Annotated in this window: 12 protein-coding genes; 6 read left to right on the top strand and 6 right to left on the bottom strand. The window is 68.0% G+C overall.

Going from position 1 to position 15,974, the window contains the following annotated elements; all coding sequences use genetic code 11:
* The first annotated feature begins 63 nt into the window (after positions 1-63).
* Positions 64-492, top strand: coding sequence for a single-stranded DNA-binding protein (locus tag AB4Z55_RS17480; protein ID WP_004019578.1), 429 nt, complete (start codon positions 64-66; stop codon positions 490-492).
* A 9-nt stretch (positions 493-501) separates the two neighbouring features.
* Here AB4Z55_RS17480 and AB4Z55_RS17475 read toward each other — a convergent pair whose 3' ends face one another.
* The 6 genes from AB4Z55_RS17475 to AB4Z55_RS17450 all read right to left on the bottom strand — a co-directional run bounded on the left by AB4Z55_RS17475 (position 502) and on the right by AB4Z55_RS17450 (position 5,674).
* Positions 502-627, bottom strand: coding sequence for a three-helix bundle dimerization domain-containing protein (locus AB4Z55_RS17475; protein ID WP_369520180.1), 126 nt, complete (start codon positions 625-627; stop codon positions 502-504).
* A 61-nt stretch (positions 628-688) separates the two neighbouring features.
* Positions 689-1,102, bottom strand: coding sequence for an ATP-binding protein (locus tag AB4Z55_RS17470; RefSeq protein WP_004019579.1), 414 nt, complete (start codon positions 1,100-1,102; stop codon positions 689-691).
* Positions 1,103-1,141: 39 nt separating this feature from the next.
* On the bottom strand, positions 1,142-1,480 hold the full coding sequence (locus AB4Z55_RS17465) for an STAS domain-containing protein (RefSeq protein WP_004019580.1): 339 nt from the start codon (positions 1,478-1,480) through the stop codon (positions 1,142-1,144).
* Entirely contained in the window at positions 1,480-3,456 is a 1,977-nt protein-coding gene (locus tag AB4Z55_RS17460; protein WP_369520179.1) for a glycosyltransferase family 2 protein, read from the bottom strand. The genes AB4Z55_RS17465 and AB4Z55_RS17460 overlap by 1 nt, the downstream gene beginning before the upstream one ends.
* The gene (locus AB4Z55_RS17455; protein WP_369520178.1) at positions 3,453-4,685 is read right to left on the bottom strand and encodes a PP2C family protein-serine/threonine phosphatase; all 1,233 of its coding nucleotides are present in this window, start codon (positions 4,683-4,685) and stop codon (positions 3,453-3,455) included. Before AB4Z55_RS17455 ends, AB4Z55_RS17460 begins: the two co-directional genes overlap by 4 nt.
* Positions 4,682-5,674 (bottom strand): glycoside hydrolase family 26 protein, encoded by a 993-nt coding sequence (locus AB4Z55_RS17450; RefSeq protein WP_369520177.1) that lies wholly within the window; start codon positions 5,672-5,674, stop codon positions 4,682-4,684. Before AB4Z55_RS17450 ends, AB4Z55_RS17455 begins: the two co-directional genes overlap by 4 nt.
* Positions 5,675-5,948: 274 nt before the next feature.
* Here AB4Z55_RS17450 and ettA point away from each other — a divergent pair, with 274 nt between their 5' ends.
* The 5 genes from ettA to AB4Z55_RS17425 all read left to right on the top strand — a co-directional run bounded on the left by ettA (position 5,949) and on the right by AB4Z55_RS17425 (position 15,970).
* The gene (gene ettA, locus AB4Z55_RS17445) at positions 5,949-7,622 is read left to right on the top strand and encodes an energy-dependent translational throttle protein EttA (RefSeq protein WP_004019585.1); all 1,674 of its coding nucleotides are present in this window, start codon (positions 5,949-5,951) and stop codon (positions 7,620-7,622) included.
* 40 nt (positions 7,623-7,662) lie between these two features.
* Entirely contained in the window at positions 7,663-12,393 is a 4,731-nt protein-coding gene (locus AB4Z55_RS17440; RefSeq protein ID WP_369520176.1) for an NAD-glutamate dehydrogenase, read from the top strand.
* A 60-nt stretch (positions 12,394-12,453) separates the two neighbouring features.
* Positions 12,454-14,715: a molybdopterin-dependent oxidoreductase gene (locus AB4Z55_RS17435; RefSeq protein WP_369520175.1), complete on the top strand. Its 2,262-nt coding sequence runs from the start codon at positions 12,454-12,456 to the stop codon at positions 14,713-14,715.
* A gap of 74 nt (positions 14,716-14,789) precedes the next feature.
* The gene (locus tag AB4Z55_RS17430) at positions 14,790-15,281 is read left to right on the top strand and encodes a thioesterase family protein (protein WP_354559766.1); all 492 of its coding nucleotides are present in this window, start codon (positions 14,790-14,792) and stop codon (positions 15,279-15,281) included.
* Entirely contained in the window at positions 15,281-15,970 is a 690-nt protein-coding gene (locus tag AB4Z55_RS17425; protein WP_354559764.1) for a hypothetical protein, read from the top strand. Before AB4Z55_RS17430 ends, AB4Z55_RS17425 begins: the two co-directional genes overlap by 1 nt.
* Positions 15,971-15,974: the final 4 nt, after the last annotated feature.

The following is a 15,974-nucleotide window of genomic DNA, read 5'->3' as shown; positions in this document are numbered from 1 at the left end:
GCCGTCGCGGGTGATCCTGGTGCGGCCACACCTTCCCGTGGCCGACACCCGTAGGAGACGACCATGTTTGAGACGTACACGACCGTCATCGGAACCGTAGTGTCCGATCCCCGCCGGCGTCAGACGACCACCGGCGAGGATGTGATCTCGTTCCGCGTGGCATGCACGTCGCGCCGCATCGACAAGAGCACCGGCGAATGGACAGACGGTCCCACGCTGTACCTCACGGTCAGCTGTTGGCGGCGGCTGCTCACCGGCGTCGGCCTGGCGATCGCCAAGGGGCGGCCGGTGATGGCACACGGCCAGATCAAGACCAACGAGTACCCATCGGCGGACGGGTCACGCCGCTCCGATCTCGAGATGACGGCGGTGGCCGTCGGGCTCGATCTGAGCCGCTGCGTCGTCACCTATCGGGGCACGCCCGCGCAGGGACGCGCGGTCGACGCGCCGACCGTCGCGCCGGCGCCGGCAGCCCAGGAGTCGGCGGCGTGACCTGACGGGTCAGATCTCCGCCGGTGCACGCAGTGATTCGACGACGCGGCGCTCGACGAGCAAGGGGACGAAGTCTCGTACCCGGACGTCCCGGAAATGACGGTAGGCCTCGTCGACCGTCCGGTCGATCTCCACGGGGGGCCGCCCGGGATTCGATGCCCGGACGCGGGATCGGACCTGTTCGATGGATTTTGGTTCAGGCCGAACGGTTCCGGACCAGACGCCAGTGGTTCTTCCCGTCGGCGCGGCGGTATCCCAGTTCGTCGAGCACGTTGATCGCGATCGCCAGGCCACGACCGCGCTCGGCGAAGTCGTCGGGCAGGCTGATCGCGTCGAGATCGACGCGAGCGGGGTTCCCGTCGTCGGAGTAGCGGGCCTCGACCCGATCCGGTGCGACCTCGAGTTCGAGGCGCAGCGTGACCGTGGAGCCCTCGCCGGCGTGTTCGACGACGTTCGCGCCGATCTCGGCGACCGCGAGCTCGAACTGCATGGCATCCATGTCGTCGATCGGGCACTCGGCGAGAAGGTCGGCGAGCAGGGCGTGGATGTGATCCATCGTCTCGAGGGAGGTGATCTCCTCGAGGATGCGGGTCGCGGTGTTCTCGGTCATCGCCGGGTCCTCGATCTCTGGATGAGCGGGCGGTCCCCGTCAGGCTCCGTCGAACGCGGAGTCGGCGGATGGGTGAACGCGGAGAACGCGATTGAGGTTCGTCAACTCGAGCACGGTGACCACCTGCGGTGTGGGAGCAGCGATCCGGAGGTCGCCGCCGGCCTGACGCGCCACCTTGAGGCCGGAGACCAGCGCACCCAACCCCGACGAATCGATGAAGTCGGTACCGGACAGATCGACGACGATCCGAGACGACCCCGATCCGACCAACTCGTGCAACTGGTCGCGGAGCCGTGGGGCGGCAACCATGTTGAGCCGACCCTCGGGCCGAATCACCACCGCACCTCCATCAACGCTGCGGGTCGCGAAATTCGCCATCACTGCCTTTCCTCATCGGGACCGCGGTACCGCACCGCGGTGATGACAACACTCAGGATCACCAGATCGAACAGTACCCAGAACAGGTTCACGCCCACCCCGAGAACGGAGATGGCCCCCCGATACAACTGCACGATGCCGATCACCGACGCCACCACGAGCAGCGCCATCGCGATCAGCTGCGGCCGGACGATGTGCCACGGCAGGGCATCCTGCGACTGTTTGGTCTTCGGGGTCACCGCGAAACCGAGCGGACGATTCATGTAGACGTTGCGGAATGCGGTGGTACAGGCCTTGATCCACACCGGGAACAGGGCAAGGCTGTACTGCTGGCCGCGCCAGGTCGGCGTGCCCCGCGCGACGACTAGGAACAGCAGTTGGTTGATCACCAGGAACGGGATGAGCCGCAGGAAGAAGTCCCAGCTGTAGGCCTGCACGGGCAGGATGCCCAACACCAGGTAGACGACCGGCGCCGCGATGTAGGCGATGGCCGCGAACCCGGCGAGATAGCTCCACATGGTCGCAAAGTACATGAGTCGCTGCGTGATCGTGAGACCCTTCTGGACCAGCGGGTTCTCTCGCAGCATCACCTGGATGGTGCCCTGCGCCCACCGGAGTCGTTGCGTGACCATGGTTTTCAGGTCTTCCGGGGCCAGGCCGAAGGCGAGGTTCTCGTGATGATAGGCCGAGTTCCAGCCGAGGGCGTGGAGTCGCATGCAGGTGGCCATGTCCTCGGTCACCGAGATGGTCGCGAGGGGGAGCATCGGCTGAGCCTCGTCGGATCTCCCGACGTCGACGGCCTCGACCATCGCCCGGATCGATTCGATCGCGCCCAGCGGAGACCATTCGCGCTCGGCGAGGACCGCGAGCGCGTCGTAGTCGACGGCGCCGGCGCCCGCTTCCCGCTCGCTCAGCTCGGTGAGCGCCTCGATCGCCTCCAGGTCGGCGCGCATCGCCTCGACGTCGGCGTCGGCGAGACCGCGCGCCGCCTCGTCGACCCGGGCCTGGAAACGGTAGGTGATGTCGGCGAGCGGCTCCTTCTTCTTCAGTTGTGCCCGTGCGTCTCTGACCGCCGCGTCGACGGCATCGAGGGCGGCCGAGGCGGTGGGGTTGTCGCGGCCCACCTGCTTGCGAGTCGACTTGAGCACCGATCGCGCGGTGCGCAGGGCGCGGTCGATGCCGTCGGAGACGGCCGAGACGTACTGGGTGATCCCGAGCTGCATCAACGCCTCCCGGCGCAGCACGGCATTGGAACCGCAGAAGAAGGCTGCGTTCCACCCGTCCTTGCCCTGCTGGATCGGGCCGTAGAACAGCGGCGCCTGGCTGCCGAGCGGGTCCGAGGGTGGCACGTTCACGAAGTACTGCGGGGTCTGGACCAGGGCCATCTTCTCGTCGTGGAAGTACCCGAGGGTACGGTCGAGGATCTGCGGTTCGGGGATCTGGTCGGCATCGAGGATGAGCAGGAACTCGCCCTCGGTCTGCATCAGCGCGTTGTTGAGATTGCCCGCCTTGGCATGGCGGGGTTTGTCCAGCCAGTTCGACGATCTCGTGATGTACCCGATGCCCGCCTGCGCCGCGGCCTCGGCCATCTCGGCGCGATCACCGTCGTCGAGGATCCACGTGGTGTGCGGATACGTGATCGCCTTCGCCGCGATCGCGGTCGTCATCACCAGGTCCAGCGGCTCGTTGTAGGTGGTGATGAAGACGTCGACCGTGGCGCCCTCGGGCGGGGGAGGAGGCTCGGGACGGTGCTGCAGCCGCCACATCGTCAGACCGAACAGCAGCGAGTCGATGAGACTGTAGGTCTCCGCGACGACGAGCGGTACCGCGATCCACCACGCGTCCCAGTTCACCGAGGCGAGCCACCGCCACACGATGTAGTTGATGCCCAGGACCGCGGCGACGACGATCAGCAGTCGCAACCACGGCGACGGGGCAGTCCGCGCCAGGGTGGCCTCCTCGACGCTCTCGCTCATCCGGTGTCGTCTCGACGGATGGCCACGACGGTCACATCGTCGATCGGCGGTTGTGCGGCCACGAGTTCGCGCACCATCGAGCACACGTCCGACGGTGTGGCAGTGCCGTCGAAGAGCGCGCGCAGCGCCGCGTCGTCGCCGGTGGGCAGGAGGTCCAGCAGCCCGTCGGAGGTGATGACCAGCATGTCGCCCGGAGCCAGGTCGATCTGTGCGGTGTCCCAGGTCTCGTCGCGCAGGATGCCGATCGGCAGACCGCCGCCGTTGAGCGACTCGACGCGTCCGGTGCTGCGGCGGACCACCGACAGGCCGTGGCCGGCGTCCACGTACTCGAGCCGGCCGTCGTCGGTGTGCAGCCGCGCGTGGAATGCGGTCGCGAACGTCTCGGTGCCGGCGAAGTCGTCGGCGAGCTGATCGGCGACCGTGCCCACCACCTGACCGAGGTCGGCGTCGGTCGAGTCCCGGGCCGCGGCGTCGAGGGCGCGGGAGGCCGCGCGGATCGCGGAGCGGACCGTCGCGGTGAGGATCGCCGCGCCGAGACCCTTGCCCATCACGTCGGCGACCGTGAACACCAGGCCGTCGGTCCAGGGGTAGTGGTCATAGAAGTCTCCGCCGACGGCGAAGGCAGGCAAGCACATCGCGGCGATCGACCAGCCCGGGACGACGTCGAGCGGCGGCGGCAACAGCTGGCGCTGCACTAGCGCGGCACGTTCCAGGTCGTCGGTGTTCGCGATCTCCCGCTGCGCCCACGCGGCGAGTTCCCGGAACGCCGCCTGCTGGTCGGCGGTCAGTTCCCGCGGTTGCGTGTCGTACAGACAGAACGTTCCCACCGGATGCCCGCCCGGGCCGTACAGCGGATAGCCGGCGTAGAAGCGGATTCCGCCCTCGGCGGCGATCTGGGGGATCGTGGCGAAGGCCTCGACCTTGGAGACGTCGGGGATGATGAGGGCGGGATCCTCGGGATGATCGTAGGCGCGGGCCACGGTCACCTGGCACACCGTCTGTTCGCGCGGCAGATTCTGCAGATCGATGCCGTCGACCGCCTTGAACCACTGCCGGTCCCGGTCGAGCAGCGACACCGTCGACATCGGTACGCCGAAAACGGCTTTCGCCATCCTCGTGATCTGCGCGAACCGGTCTTCCGGCGGTGAGTCGAGCACGTTCAGCTGCTGCACGGAGTGCAGGCGTGCCTCTTCGAGGTCAGCATCGATGTACGCGTCCACCAGGGTCACCTCAGTCCCGCTTTCTCGAGTGCGCGCGCCATCGCGGCGCCTGCTGCCGCCGTGCTGCCCAAGCCCCAGTCCGCTTCCTTGTCGTGGTCGAACCAGACGAAGCCGGTGACGTTGTCGGCCTCGTCGAGATAGGTCACCAGGTCGGCGATCCACTCGGCCTTCGACCCACCGACCTCCGCCGACCCGACCTCGGTGACGAGTATCGGTTTCTGCGGGGACAGGGCACGGAGCTGCTCCAGGGAGTCGGCGAACAGCTCTTTCGGGGAGGTCCATCGATGGCCGGGTACCGCGCCCCAGTTGTAGCCGTCGATCCCGAGGACGTCGACGTACTCGTCACCCGGATACCAGCGGGACAGGGGAGCGTCGTCGGCGAGTGGAACATTCGGGGCCCATACCCATTTCACGTTGCGCGCGTTCTTGGTGGCGAAGAGATCGTGGACGTGCCGCCATGCGGCGATGTACAGCTCGGGAGGTGTCCCTCCCGCGGGACTCCACGGATACCAGTCGCCGTTCGGCTCGTGCGCGAACCGCAGGTAGACGACCTGGCCCCAGGCGACGAGTTCATCGGCCCAGCGGTACAGGTAATCGTCGTGGACGCCGGCGACGATCGAGGACATCGAGAACGCACCCCGGTCGTAGGCGGCGCCACCGAGATGACGCCACGGCTCCCAGGTGACCACGGGCTCGGCGCCCTCGGCGACCACCGCATCGAGTGCGGCGATCGGCGGGATGGCGGTGAAGTCCTCGAAGAACAGATTGACGGTCGGCCGGACCCCGACCAGTTCGGTGACCGATGCGACCTCGGCCGGTCGGAGCGGGCCGCTCGGGGTGCTGACACCGAACCGCAGACAGTCCCCGGCCGGGCCGGACAGGGGCGAGATCGTCGGCGGACACTCCCGTGGCGGCGGGGTGCAGGCGACAACGCCCATCGAGCCGACCATCACGCCCAGAACCACGGACACGACCGTCCATCTGGGTAACCCACCCATCGATCGCTCCCATCGCCACGCCACCGTGCACCCGCACGGCCGCCTCACCCGATTCCCCCTTCTATGCCCCACGACATTGTCCCGGTAAACCCTCGCCACCGCGAGCCAACGTGGAAATGTCGGCTCACGGCGAGGCGGGTGCAAGCGCACCGGACCGTCGCCCGGCATCCGGCGGCGACTAGGCTGGATTCCATGTGTGTGCGCTCTGGGCGCCCACCCCCGCGTCCGCGGCTGACAATCACACGGCATCGAGCAGGTCCGAAGGAGTTTTCACGTGGCTGAGTTCATCTACACGATGAAGAAGGTTCGCAAGGCGCACGGCGACAAGGTCATCCTCGACGACGTCACCATGTCCTTCTACCCGGGCGCCAAGATCGGCGTGGTGGGTCCCAACGGCGCCGGCAAGTCGTCGATCCTGAAGATCATGGCCGGCCTGGACCAGCCGTCGAACGGCGAGGCCTTCCTCGACCCCGACGCGACGGTCGGCATCCTGCTCCAGGAACCGCCTCTGAACGAGGAGAAGACGGTCAAGGAGAACGTCGAAGAGGGCATGGGCGAGATCAAGGTCAAGCTCGACCGCTTCAACGAGATCGCCGAGCAGCTCGCCACCGACTACTCCGACGAGCTGATGGAGGAGATGGGCAAACTCCAGGAAGACCTGGACAACAACGACGCCTGGGACCTCGACTCGCAGCTCGAGCAGGCCATGGACGCCCTGCGGTGTCCGCCGGCCGACTCGCCGGTCACCCACCTCTCCGGCGGTGAGCGGCGCCGCGTCGCGCTGTGCAAGCTGCTGCTGCAGAAGCCCGACCTCCTCCTACTCGACGAGCCGACCAACCACCTCGACGCCGAGTCGGTGCTCTGGCTCGAGCAGTTCCTGGCGAGCTACCCCGGCGCCGTGCTGGCCGTGACCCACGACCGGTACTTCCTCGACCATGTCGCGCAGTGGATCTGCGAGGTCGACCGCGGCAAGCTGCACCCGTACGAGGGCAACTACTCGACCTACTTGGAGAAGAAGGCCGAGCGTCTCGAGGTCCAGGGCAAGAAGGACCAGAAGCTCCAGAAGCGGCTGAAGGAAGAGCTGGCCTGGGTTCGTTCGGGCGCCAAGGCCCGTCAGACCAAGAACAAGGCCCGTCTGGCCCGGTACGAGGAGATGGCCGCCGAGGCGGAGAAGACCCGCAAGCTCGACTTCGAGGAGATCCAGATCCCGACGCCGCCTCGTCTGGGCGACGTCGTGGTCGAGGTCTCCCACCTGGACAAGGGCTTCGAAGGCCGGGTTCTCATCAAGGATCTGTCGTTCACGCTGCCGCGAAACGGCATCGTCGGCGTGATCGGACCCAACGGCGTCGGCAAGACGACCCTGTTCAAGACCATCGTCGGGCTCGAGCAGCCGGATTCGGGCACCGTCAAGGTGGGCGAGACGGTCAAGCTGAGCTATGTCGACCAGAGCCGCGCCAACATCGACCCCAAGAAGACGGTGTGGGAGGTCGTGTCCGACGGACTCGACTACATCGAGGTCGGTCAGAACGAGATGCCCTCGCGCGCGTACGTCAGCGCCTTCGGGTTCAAGGGGCCCGACCAGCAGAAGCGCTCCGAGGTGCTCTCCGGCGGTGAGCGCAACCGATTGAACCTCGCGCTCACCCTGAAAGAGGGCGGCAACCTGATCCTGCTCGACGAGCCCACCAACGACCTCGACGTCGAGACCCTGGGCTCACTGGAGAACGCGCTCGAGCAGTTCCCGGGTTGTGCCGTGGTGATCAGCCACGACCGCTGGTTCCTCGACCGGACCTGTACCCACATCCTGGCGTGGGAGGGCAACGTCGAAGAGGGGCAGTGGTTCTGGTTCGAGGGCAACTTCGAGGCCTACGAGGCGAACAAGATCGACCGTCTCGGCGCCGACGCCGCCCGCCCCCACCGCGTCACACACCGCAAACTCACTCGCGATTAATCCCGACCCCGTCCGGCGCGGGTGACTAGCATCGGCAGATGTGACGTCACTCGTTCCGGACGCGGTGAACCACTACTTCAGGTCGCGGACCGACGGGTCGGCAGGCGAGTCGGCCGCTGACCAGGTCATCAGGCATCTCGATGCCGCTCGCGTCCGCCGTCGCGGGCAGGCGCTCGTCGAGGTGACTGCGGGTGAGGGCGGAACGGTCGAGATCCTCGTCGTCAACGACGACATGCCGATGCTCGTCGAAGCCGTCCTGGCCACGGTCGAGGCACATGACCTCACCGTCGATCGGATGGATCATCCGGTGATGCCGGTACGACGCGACTCCGAGGGCACACTCGTCGCCGTCGACGCCGGCGAGACGACCTCTGAGTCGTGGATCGTCGTCAGCGGTCTCGCGCGTCATCCGGGGATCGACCCGGAGCCGTTGCGCGAAGATCTCCGCGAAGTCGTCTCGCGGGTCATCGACGTCGATGCCGACGCATCGGACATGCGTGCGCGCATGGTGGCGTGTGCCGGCGAGATGGCCGACGCGCCGCTCGCACGGACCGGCGTCGGCGATGCCGAGCGCGGTGAATACGCAGCTCTGCTCGAGTGGTTCGCGGGTAATCACTTTCATCCACTGGGCTATGCGCGGGTGGGTGTGGACGGCTCCGTGGCGGACGCCGAACGTCTCGGCGTGTGGCGAACCGACTCCATCGACCGCGATTTCCCGTCGGTGTCCGACCGCCGACTGATGCCCAGGGTGAGCCGGGTGTTCGTTGCGACCGGCATCCAGCGGACGAATTTTCCTGTGCTGCTCCAGGTTCCGACGTTCAACGGGAGCGGTGAACACAACGGTGAGCACCGGTTCCTCGGCACCCTCACCTCGGCGGGCAACCACCAGGCCGTTCTCGACGTCCCGGTGCTGCGGGGCAAGGTGCACGATGTCCTCGCGCACGCCGGTGTCGAGGAGGACTCCTTTGCCGGGCAGTCGATGATCGAACTGTTGCAGAACTACCCGCTGGTGGAGATGTTCTCGTCGACCGAAGACGAGCTCGAACGTCGGCTCACCGAGATGCTCGACGCGGTGGCGACGCGGTCGTTGCGCCTCTTCGTGCGCACCAACTTCGACGGACGCACCGCGGTCGCGCTCATCTACCTTCCCCGGGACCGCTACAACACCGACAGCCGGCTGGCACTCGAACGTGCGCTGGTCGCCGAAGTCGACGGGACGGCACTGGAATACACGGCGCGCGTCAGTGAGATGCCGCTGGCGCTGTTGCAGGTGCTGGTCTGCATCGACCCGACGACCGCTGCCGAGCTCGGGTCCGTCGACACGGGATCGCCGGCCCACGCGCGGATGCAGGCCTCGCTGGCGGCCGCGATCCGCGGTTGGGACGAGCGGGTTCGCGAACTGGCTGCCGCCGAGGACATCCCCGGGCTCGGGGGCGGCCCGGACGTGCTGCTGCGCCAGTTGTCCTCGTTGTCGGAGGATTACAAGGAGCTTCGTGAACCGCGCGCGGCGCTCGCCGACCTGATTCGCGTCGTGGGTCTGCAGCCGGGCGAGATCGACGTGACCCTCGACGCCGCCGAGTCGGGAGGAGACGCGCAGCAGGACCGGTGGATCTTCACGCTCTACCTCTGCGGAGCGTCGGCAACACTCACCGACGTCCTGCCGGTGCTGCACAGTCTCGGCCTCGACGTCCTGGAGGAACATCCCTACGAGATCCATCGGTTGGATGAGACAGTCTGCTGGGCATACGAATTCAGTGTCCAGCTCGCGGCCGGGATGACCGTGGACCTGGATCACGCCGACGATCTCGCCGACCGGTTCACCGAGGCCTTCCGGCGCATCTGGCTGGCCGGCGCGGACGTCGACGCCTACAACGAACTCGTCATCCGGTCGGGTCTGGACTGGCGGTCGGCGGCGATGCTGCGGGCCTACGGCCAGTACCTGCGCCAGTGCGGATTCTCCTACAGCTCGGCCCACGTGGCCGCCGTACTCGGGCAGCATCTCGCCATCACCCGCGGGCTGGTGGATCTTTTCGTGGCGTCCTTCGACCCCGAGACCGCCGACGAGAAGCGCCGAGAACGACTGCGCGAACGGCTCGCCGAGGAGATCGGGCTCGTGCTGAGCCTCGACGCCGACCGCATCGTCTCCGCGTTCGCCGCGGTCCTCAGCGCGACCGATCGCACGAACTACTTCGTCGGCGGCCGGGACCCCGACACCGACCACTGTCCGGTCATCTCGTTCAAACTCCGTCCGCGCGACATCCCGCAGACCCCGAAACCCCGTCCGCTGCATGAGATCTTCGTCTACTCACCGCGTGTCGAGGGGGTCCACCTCCGATTCGGTTCGGTCGCCCGCGGCGGCCTGCGGTGGTCGGACCGTCGCGAGGACTTCCGAACCGAGATCCTCGGACTCGCGAAGGCGCAGGCGGTGAAGAACGCCGTGATCGTTCCGCTCGGCGCGAAGGGCGGTTTCGTCGTCAAGCGACCGCCGCCGCCATCCGGGGACGCCGCGCGGGACCGGGAGGCGCAGCGGGCCGAGGGAATCGCGTGCTACCGGCAGTTCATCGCCGGGTTGCTCGACGTCACCGACAACATCGATCTCACGACCGGCGAGGTGATCCCCGCCCGCGGGGTCGTCCGGCTCGACTCCGACGACACCTACCTGGTGGTCGCGGCCGACAAGGGCACCGCGTCGTTCTCCGACATCGCCAACGACGTGTCGACGTCGTACGGGTTCTGGCTCGGCGACGCCTTCGCCTCCGGCGGCTCGGCCGGATACGACCACAAGGCCATGGGCATCACCGCCCGCGGGGCGTGGGAGTCGGTCAAGCGTCATTTCCGCGAGATGGGCACCGACACCCAGTCGCAGGACTTCACCGTCGTCGGGATCGGTGACATGAGCGGCGACGTCTTCGGGAACGGCATGCTGCTCAGCGAGCACATCCGACTCGTCGCCGCCTTCGACCATCGGCACATCTTCGTCGACCCCGACCCGCAGGCGGCGGCGTCGTTCGAGGAGCGCACGCGGCTCTTCGAACTGCCCCGTTCCTCATGGGCCGACTACGACACCGACCTCATCAGCGCCGGCGGCGGAGTGTGGGCGCGCGATCTCAAGTCCATCCCGATCACCCCGGAGATGGCGGAAGCACTGGGCTTCGACGAAGCCGTCGATGAGCTGTCGCCGCCCGACCTGATCCGCGCGATCCTGCTCGCCCCGGTCGACCTGCTGTGGAACGGCGGCATCGGCACCTACGTCAAGGCCTCGACCGAATCGCACGGGAGCGTCGGCGACAAGTCCAACGATCCGATCCGCGTCGACGGCAACGAGGTGCGGGCCAAGGTGATCGGCGAAGGCGGCAACCTCGGGGTCACCGAGCGCGGTCGGATCGAATTCGACCTGGCCGGGGGCCGCATCAACACCGACGCCCTGGACAATTCGGCCGGTGTCGACTGTTCCGACCACGAGGTCAACATCAAGATCCTGCTCGACTCGGCAGTCTCGGCGGGTGAGCTCGACGCCGCCGATCGGGACCCGCTGCTGGAGTCGATGACCGACGAGGTCGCCGAACTCGTTCTCGCCGACAACATCTCGCAGAACTCCGAACTCGGATTCTGCCGGACCTTCGAGCTGACACGCGTGGAGGTGCACGCCCGCATGCTCGAACACCTCGCCGCCAAGCGCGGTGTCGACCTGCGCCTGGAGGCACTGCCCGAGCCACGCGAATTGCGGAGACGAGTCGACGGGGATCTGCACCGCGGCCTCACCTCACCCGAGTTCGCCACGCTCATGGCGCACGTCAAACTCGAGTCCAAAGCCGACCTGCTCGCCACCGACCTGCCCGACAACGACGTGTTCGCGCCCCGCATCGCGCGCTACTTCCCGGACGCGGTCCGTGCGAGGTACCCCGATGCGATCGGCGGGCACCGTCTACGCCGCCAGATCGTGGCGACGACCCTCGTCAACGATGTGATCGACCACGCAGGCATGACCCATCTGTTCCGGTTGAGCGAGGGGAGCAGCTGCACCACCGAAGAGGGTGTGCGTGCATACGTGGTGTCCAACAAGGTCTTCGGCATGAACGAGGTCGTCGAGGGCATCCGGCACGCGCCCGCGCCGGTCGAGGCCGTCGACGAGATGATGCTCTACGCGCGACGCCTGTTGTTCCGGGCCTCCCGGTGGTTGCTCGCCTTCCGGCCGCAGCCGCTGGCCATGGCCGCCGAGATCACTCGTTACGGCGAGCGGGTCGCGTCGTTGTCCGCCGTCGTCGATGACTGGTACGGCCCGACGTCGCTCCGCGATATCACCGAGCGTGCCCGGGGCTTCGCCGACCGCGGGGTGCCCGAGGACCTCGCCCGCACCGTCGCGGCGAGCCTGCACCGGTTCTGCCTGCTCGACATCATCGACGCCGCCGAGATCGCCGACCGCGACGCCGCCGAGGTCGGCGAGCTGTACTTCGCCGTGATGGAACACTTCGAGCTCGAGCAGTTGCTCACGGCGGTGTCGGGACTCGAGTACGGCGACCGGTGGCATGCGCTCGCGCGGCTGGCCGTGCGCGACGACATGCATGGTGCCCTGCGAGCGCTCACGCTGAAGATCCTCGAGGTGAGCGAACCCGAGGAGAGCACGGCGGAGAAGATTGCCGAATGGGAGTCCTCACAGTCGAGCCGGCTCAGTCGGGTTCGCAGCGTGCTCCGAGAGATCGACGAGACCGGGACCGCAGACCTCGCCACCCTCACGGTCGCCGCCCGCCAGTTGCGCAGCGTGATCCGCTGAGCCCGCGGCCGTCGGAGTAATCGTCCGACGACCGGTGTCACGACGGCCTAGCCTGGGCGTATGACTCGAATTGCGCCGCGCATCTGTCCACTCTGCGAGGCCACCTGCGGTCTTACCCTCAGTATCGACCGGGATTCCACGACCGGCCGCGAGATCGTCACCGGGGCACGCGGCGATGCCGAGGACGTGTTCAGCGCCGGATATATCTGTCCGAAGGGCGCGAGCTTCGCGCAGCTCGACAACGACCCGGATCGTCTCGACCGGCCGATGATCCGGCGCGACGGGCGGCTCGTCGACACCGATTGGGACACAGCGTTCGCGGCCGCCGTCGACGGGCTGACCGAGGTGATCGCGACCTCCGGCGGCGAATCGATCGGCTTCTATCTCGGCAACCCGTCCGCGCACACCGTCGCCGGCACGATGTACGCGCCGTTGCTCATCCGGGCCCTCGGCACCCGCAATGTGTTCAGCGCCAGCACACTCGACCAGATGCCGAAGCAGGCGGCGACCGGTTATCTGGTGGGACACGCGGGGACCTTCGCGGTCCCGGATCTCGATCGCACGGACCACCTCGTGATCATCGGGGCGAATCCGGTGGTCTCCAACGGCAGCGTCACCACGGCCGCGGACTTCCCCGGAAAACTCACCGCGTTGCGCCGGCGTGGCGGACGGCTCACCGTCATCGACCCGGCCCGTACCCGTACGGCCAAACTCGCCGACACCCATCTCGCTCCGCGTCCGGGCACCGACGCGGCCCTGTTGTCCGCGGTCGTGCACTGCCTGTTCGACGACGATCTCGTTGCCGACGACCTCGGCGGAATCGCCACACACGTCATCGGCGTCGATGCCCTGCGCCGGGAGATGGCCGCCTTCACGCCCGAACGTGTGGAGGCGTACTGCGGTGTGTCGGCGGCCGACATCCGAGCGCTCGCGCGATCGATCGCCACGTCCCCCTCGGCTGCCGTGTACGGCCGGATGGGTACCACCACAGTGCGATTCGGCACGCTGGGCAGCTGGCTCATCGACGTGATCAACATCCTCACCGGCAACTTCGACCGGCCGGGCGGAGTGATGTTCCCGCTCGCTCCGACCGCGCCGGCCCCTCGCCCGGCCCGCGCGGGACGGGGATTCCGCACCGGACGGTGGCGCAGCCGGGTGTCCGGTCATGCGGAGGTCGGGGGCGAACTGCCCGCCGTCGCGATGGCCGAGGAATTCGAGACCCCCGGGGACGGACGGCTGCGCGCGCTGGTGACGGTGTCGGGCAACCCGGTGCTCTCCGCGCCCAACGGTGGACGCCTGGGGCGCGCACTCGACGACGCGCGATTCGTGGTCTGCGTCGACCCGTACCTGAACGAGACGACACGGCACGCGCACGTTCTGCTGCCGCCGCCGCGTCCATCGCAGAGCCCGCATTTCGACGCCATCCTGAACAATCTGGCCGTCCGGGCCACCGCTCGCTACTCGCCGCCGGTCCTGCCGCTGCCGCCGGGTCGGCCCGACGAGATCGAGATCGTCGCCCGGCTGATCCTCGGTCTCTCGGGCGCCGACGTCGATGCCGATCCCGGGCTCGTCGACGAGCAGGTCATCGGAGCGACACTGGCCAAGGAGGTCGCCGACCCGCATTCACCGGTCGCGGGTCGCGACGTCGACTCACTGGTCGCGATGCTCCCCGACGCGCCGGGACACCGGCGTCGCCTGGACATGCTGCTGCGCGTCGGCGCGTACGGCGACGCCTTCGGAGCCCGCGCGGGACTGACGTTCGCGGATCTGCTGGCCGCACCCCACGGCATCGACTTGGGGCCGATGCGACCACGGCTGCCCGGGGTCCTGCGGACGGCGTCCGGGAAGGTCGAGCTCGCTCCCGACCCGCTCATCGGCGACCTCGCCCGTCTGTGGGCCGAGGTGTCCGCGGACCACGACGCGGTTCCCGTCGCCGACGGCGGCGTGTTGCTGGTCGGTCGTCGTCATCTGCGGTCCAACAACAGCTGGATGCACAACGTGCCGGCACTCACCGGCGGTACCAACCGCTGCACCCTGCAGATACATCCCGACGACGCCGACCGGCTCGGGATCTCCGACGTCGCCAAGATCCGCGGCTCGGGCGGGTCGCTGACGGTACCCGTCGAGATCACCACCGACATCCGGCCCGGCGTCGCGTCCCTGCCGCACGGATGGGGCCACGATGTCGAGGGCGTCCGACTGAGTGTCGCCGCCACCGAACCGGGGGTCAACGTGAACGAGCTCAACGACGGCACCCTGTTGGACCCGCTGTCGGGAACCGTCGTCCTCAACGGGCTTCCGGTGGACATCGCGCCTGCCTGACCTGGTGGCCCGGTGCGTAGGGTGGCACCCGGGCGGCCGCGAGGGCCACCCCGGGGATACCGATCTGACAGGGGATGACGTACGTGCTGAACGAGGACGCCGGGACCGCGACCGCCGCCGGATATGTGGTCGAGGTGCCGGTCCGGTGGTCGGACATGGATGTCTACGCGCACATCAACCATGCCCGGATGGTGACGTTGCTCGAAGAGGCTCGTATCCCGTGGCTGTTCTACGACGGCCGGCCGACCGCTCCGCTGCGGGACGGTTGTCTGGTCGCCGATCTACACGTGAGATATCAAGCGCAGCTGCGTCATTCCGAGGGGCCCATCGAGGTCACGATGTACGTGGAGCGACTGCGCGCTGTCGACTTCACCGTCGGTTACGAGGTGCGGGCGGCGGGCGCCGACCCCGCCTCGCGCCCGGCCGTCGTCGCGAGCACCCAGCTCGTCGCCTTCGACGTCGAGGCGCAACGCATTGCGCGGCTGACCCCGGAGCAGAAGGACTACCTCGCCGGATTCCGCCGGGTGAGAGACGAATCCAGCACTCGATCCGCCGGACCCAGCTGATGGAGCGGTTCATCGAGATCGCGTCGTCCGACCGATCCAATGCTCTCGCGTTCCTGGCACATGCCGTGCGTCTCGACGACGCCGCGGTCGTCCGGGTGGTGGCGCGATCGGATGGGCTGGTGGCCCTGTGGGCACACACCGGATTCGATGTCCTCGCCACGCGTTCGGTGACCGGACGGGTCGCGCCGACCGACGTCGTGTGCGACGCGTCGACCCTGCGATCCAAGGTCGAGGCGGCCGGCCCCGGCGACGCGGTCGACCCCGGTTTCTCGCTCGACAGTGCCTGGCGCGGAGCGCTTCCCGCCGCGGTCGGCTTCCGGCACATCGACGACGTCCCCGCCCGTAGCATCGTCGAACTGTCCAGGGAGGGCGCCCGTGTCGCGCGCGAGGACGGCAGCGGGCACGGTCCCGCAACCGGTCTGCTCGACCAGGATGTCCTGGAGGTCACTTCCGACGACGGTGCACTGCGGGCCGCGGTGAGCATGAGGTCGGTCTTCGCCCTCACCGGTATGGGGTTCATCCGCGACGCGGCCGGGCGCGCGGTCACCGAGACCTCCGACACCGGCGCGATCGCCGCCGACGAACCGGTGCGAATCCGGATGTCTGCGGCGTGGATTCGGATCGACGCGCGCTTCGGGTCGGTCTACCAGCGCCGCCATCGCGATCTCGCGGTCACCGTCCTGAATTAGGCGG

This window comes from Gordonia sp. ABKF26 (assembly GCF_041103195.1).
GTDB classification, from domain to species: Bacteria; Actinomycetota; Actinomycetes; order Mycobacteriales; family Mycobacteriaceae; genus Gordonia; species Gordonia terrae.
Note: the sequence above shows the minus strand (reverse complement) of the source record. Positions and strands in the feature narration are given on the sequence as shown.

Coding starts and splice junctions, on each gene's coding strand:
- AB4Z55_RS17465 (WP_004019580.1), bottom strand. CDS start 1,480: ATGGCGAATTTCGCGACCCGCAGCGTTGATGGAGGTGCGGTGGTGATT.
- AB4Z55_RS17470 (WP_004019579.1), bottom strand. CDS start 1,102: ATGACCGAGAACACCGCGACCCGCATCCTCGAGGAGATCACCTCCCTC.
- AB4Z55_RS17480 (WP_004019578.1), top strand. CDS start 64: ATGTTTGAGACGTACACGACCGTCATCGGAACCGTAGTGTCCGATCCC.
- AB4Z55_RS17430 (WP_354559766.1), top strand. CDS start 14,790: ATGACGTACGTGCTGAACGAGGACGCCGGGACCGCGACCGCCGCCGGA.
- AB4Z55_RS17425 (WP_354559764.1), top strand. CDS start 15,281: ATGGAGCGGTTCATCGAGATCGCGTCGTCCGACCGATCCAATGCTCTC.
- AB4Z55_RS17460 (WP_369520179.1), bottom strand. CDS start 3,456: ATGAGCGAGAGCGTCGAGGAGGCCACCCTGGCGCGGACTGCCCCGTCG.
- AB4Z55_RS17435 (WP_369520175.1), top strand. CDS start 12,454: ATGACTCGAATTGCGCCGCGCATCTGTCCACTCTGCGAGGCCACCTGC.
- AB4Z55_RS17450 (WP_369520177.1), bottom strand. CDS start 5,674: ATGGGTGGGTTACCCAGATGGACGGTCGTGTCCGTGGTTCTGGGCGTG.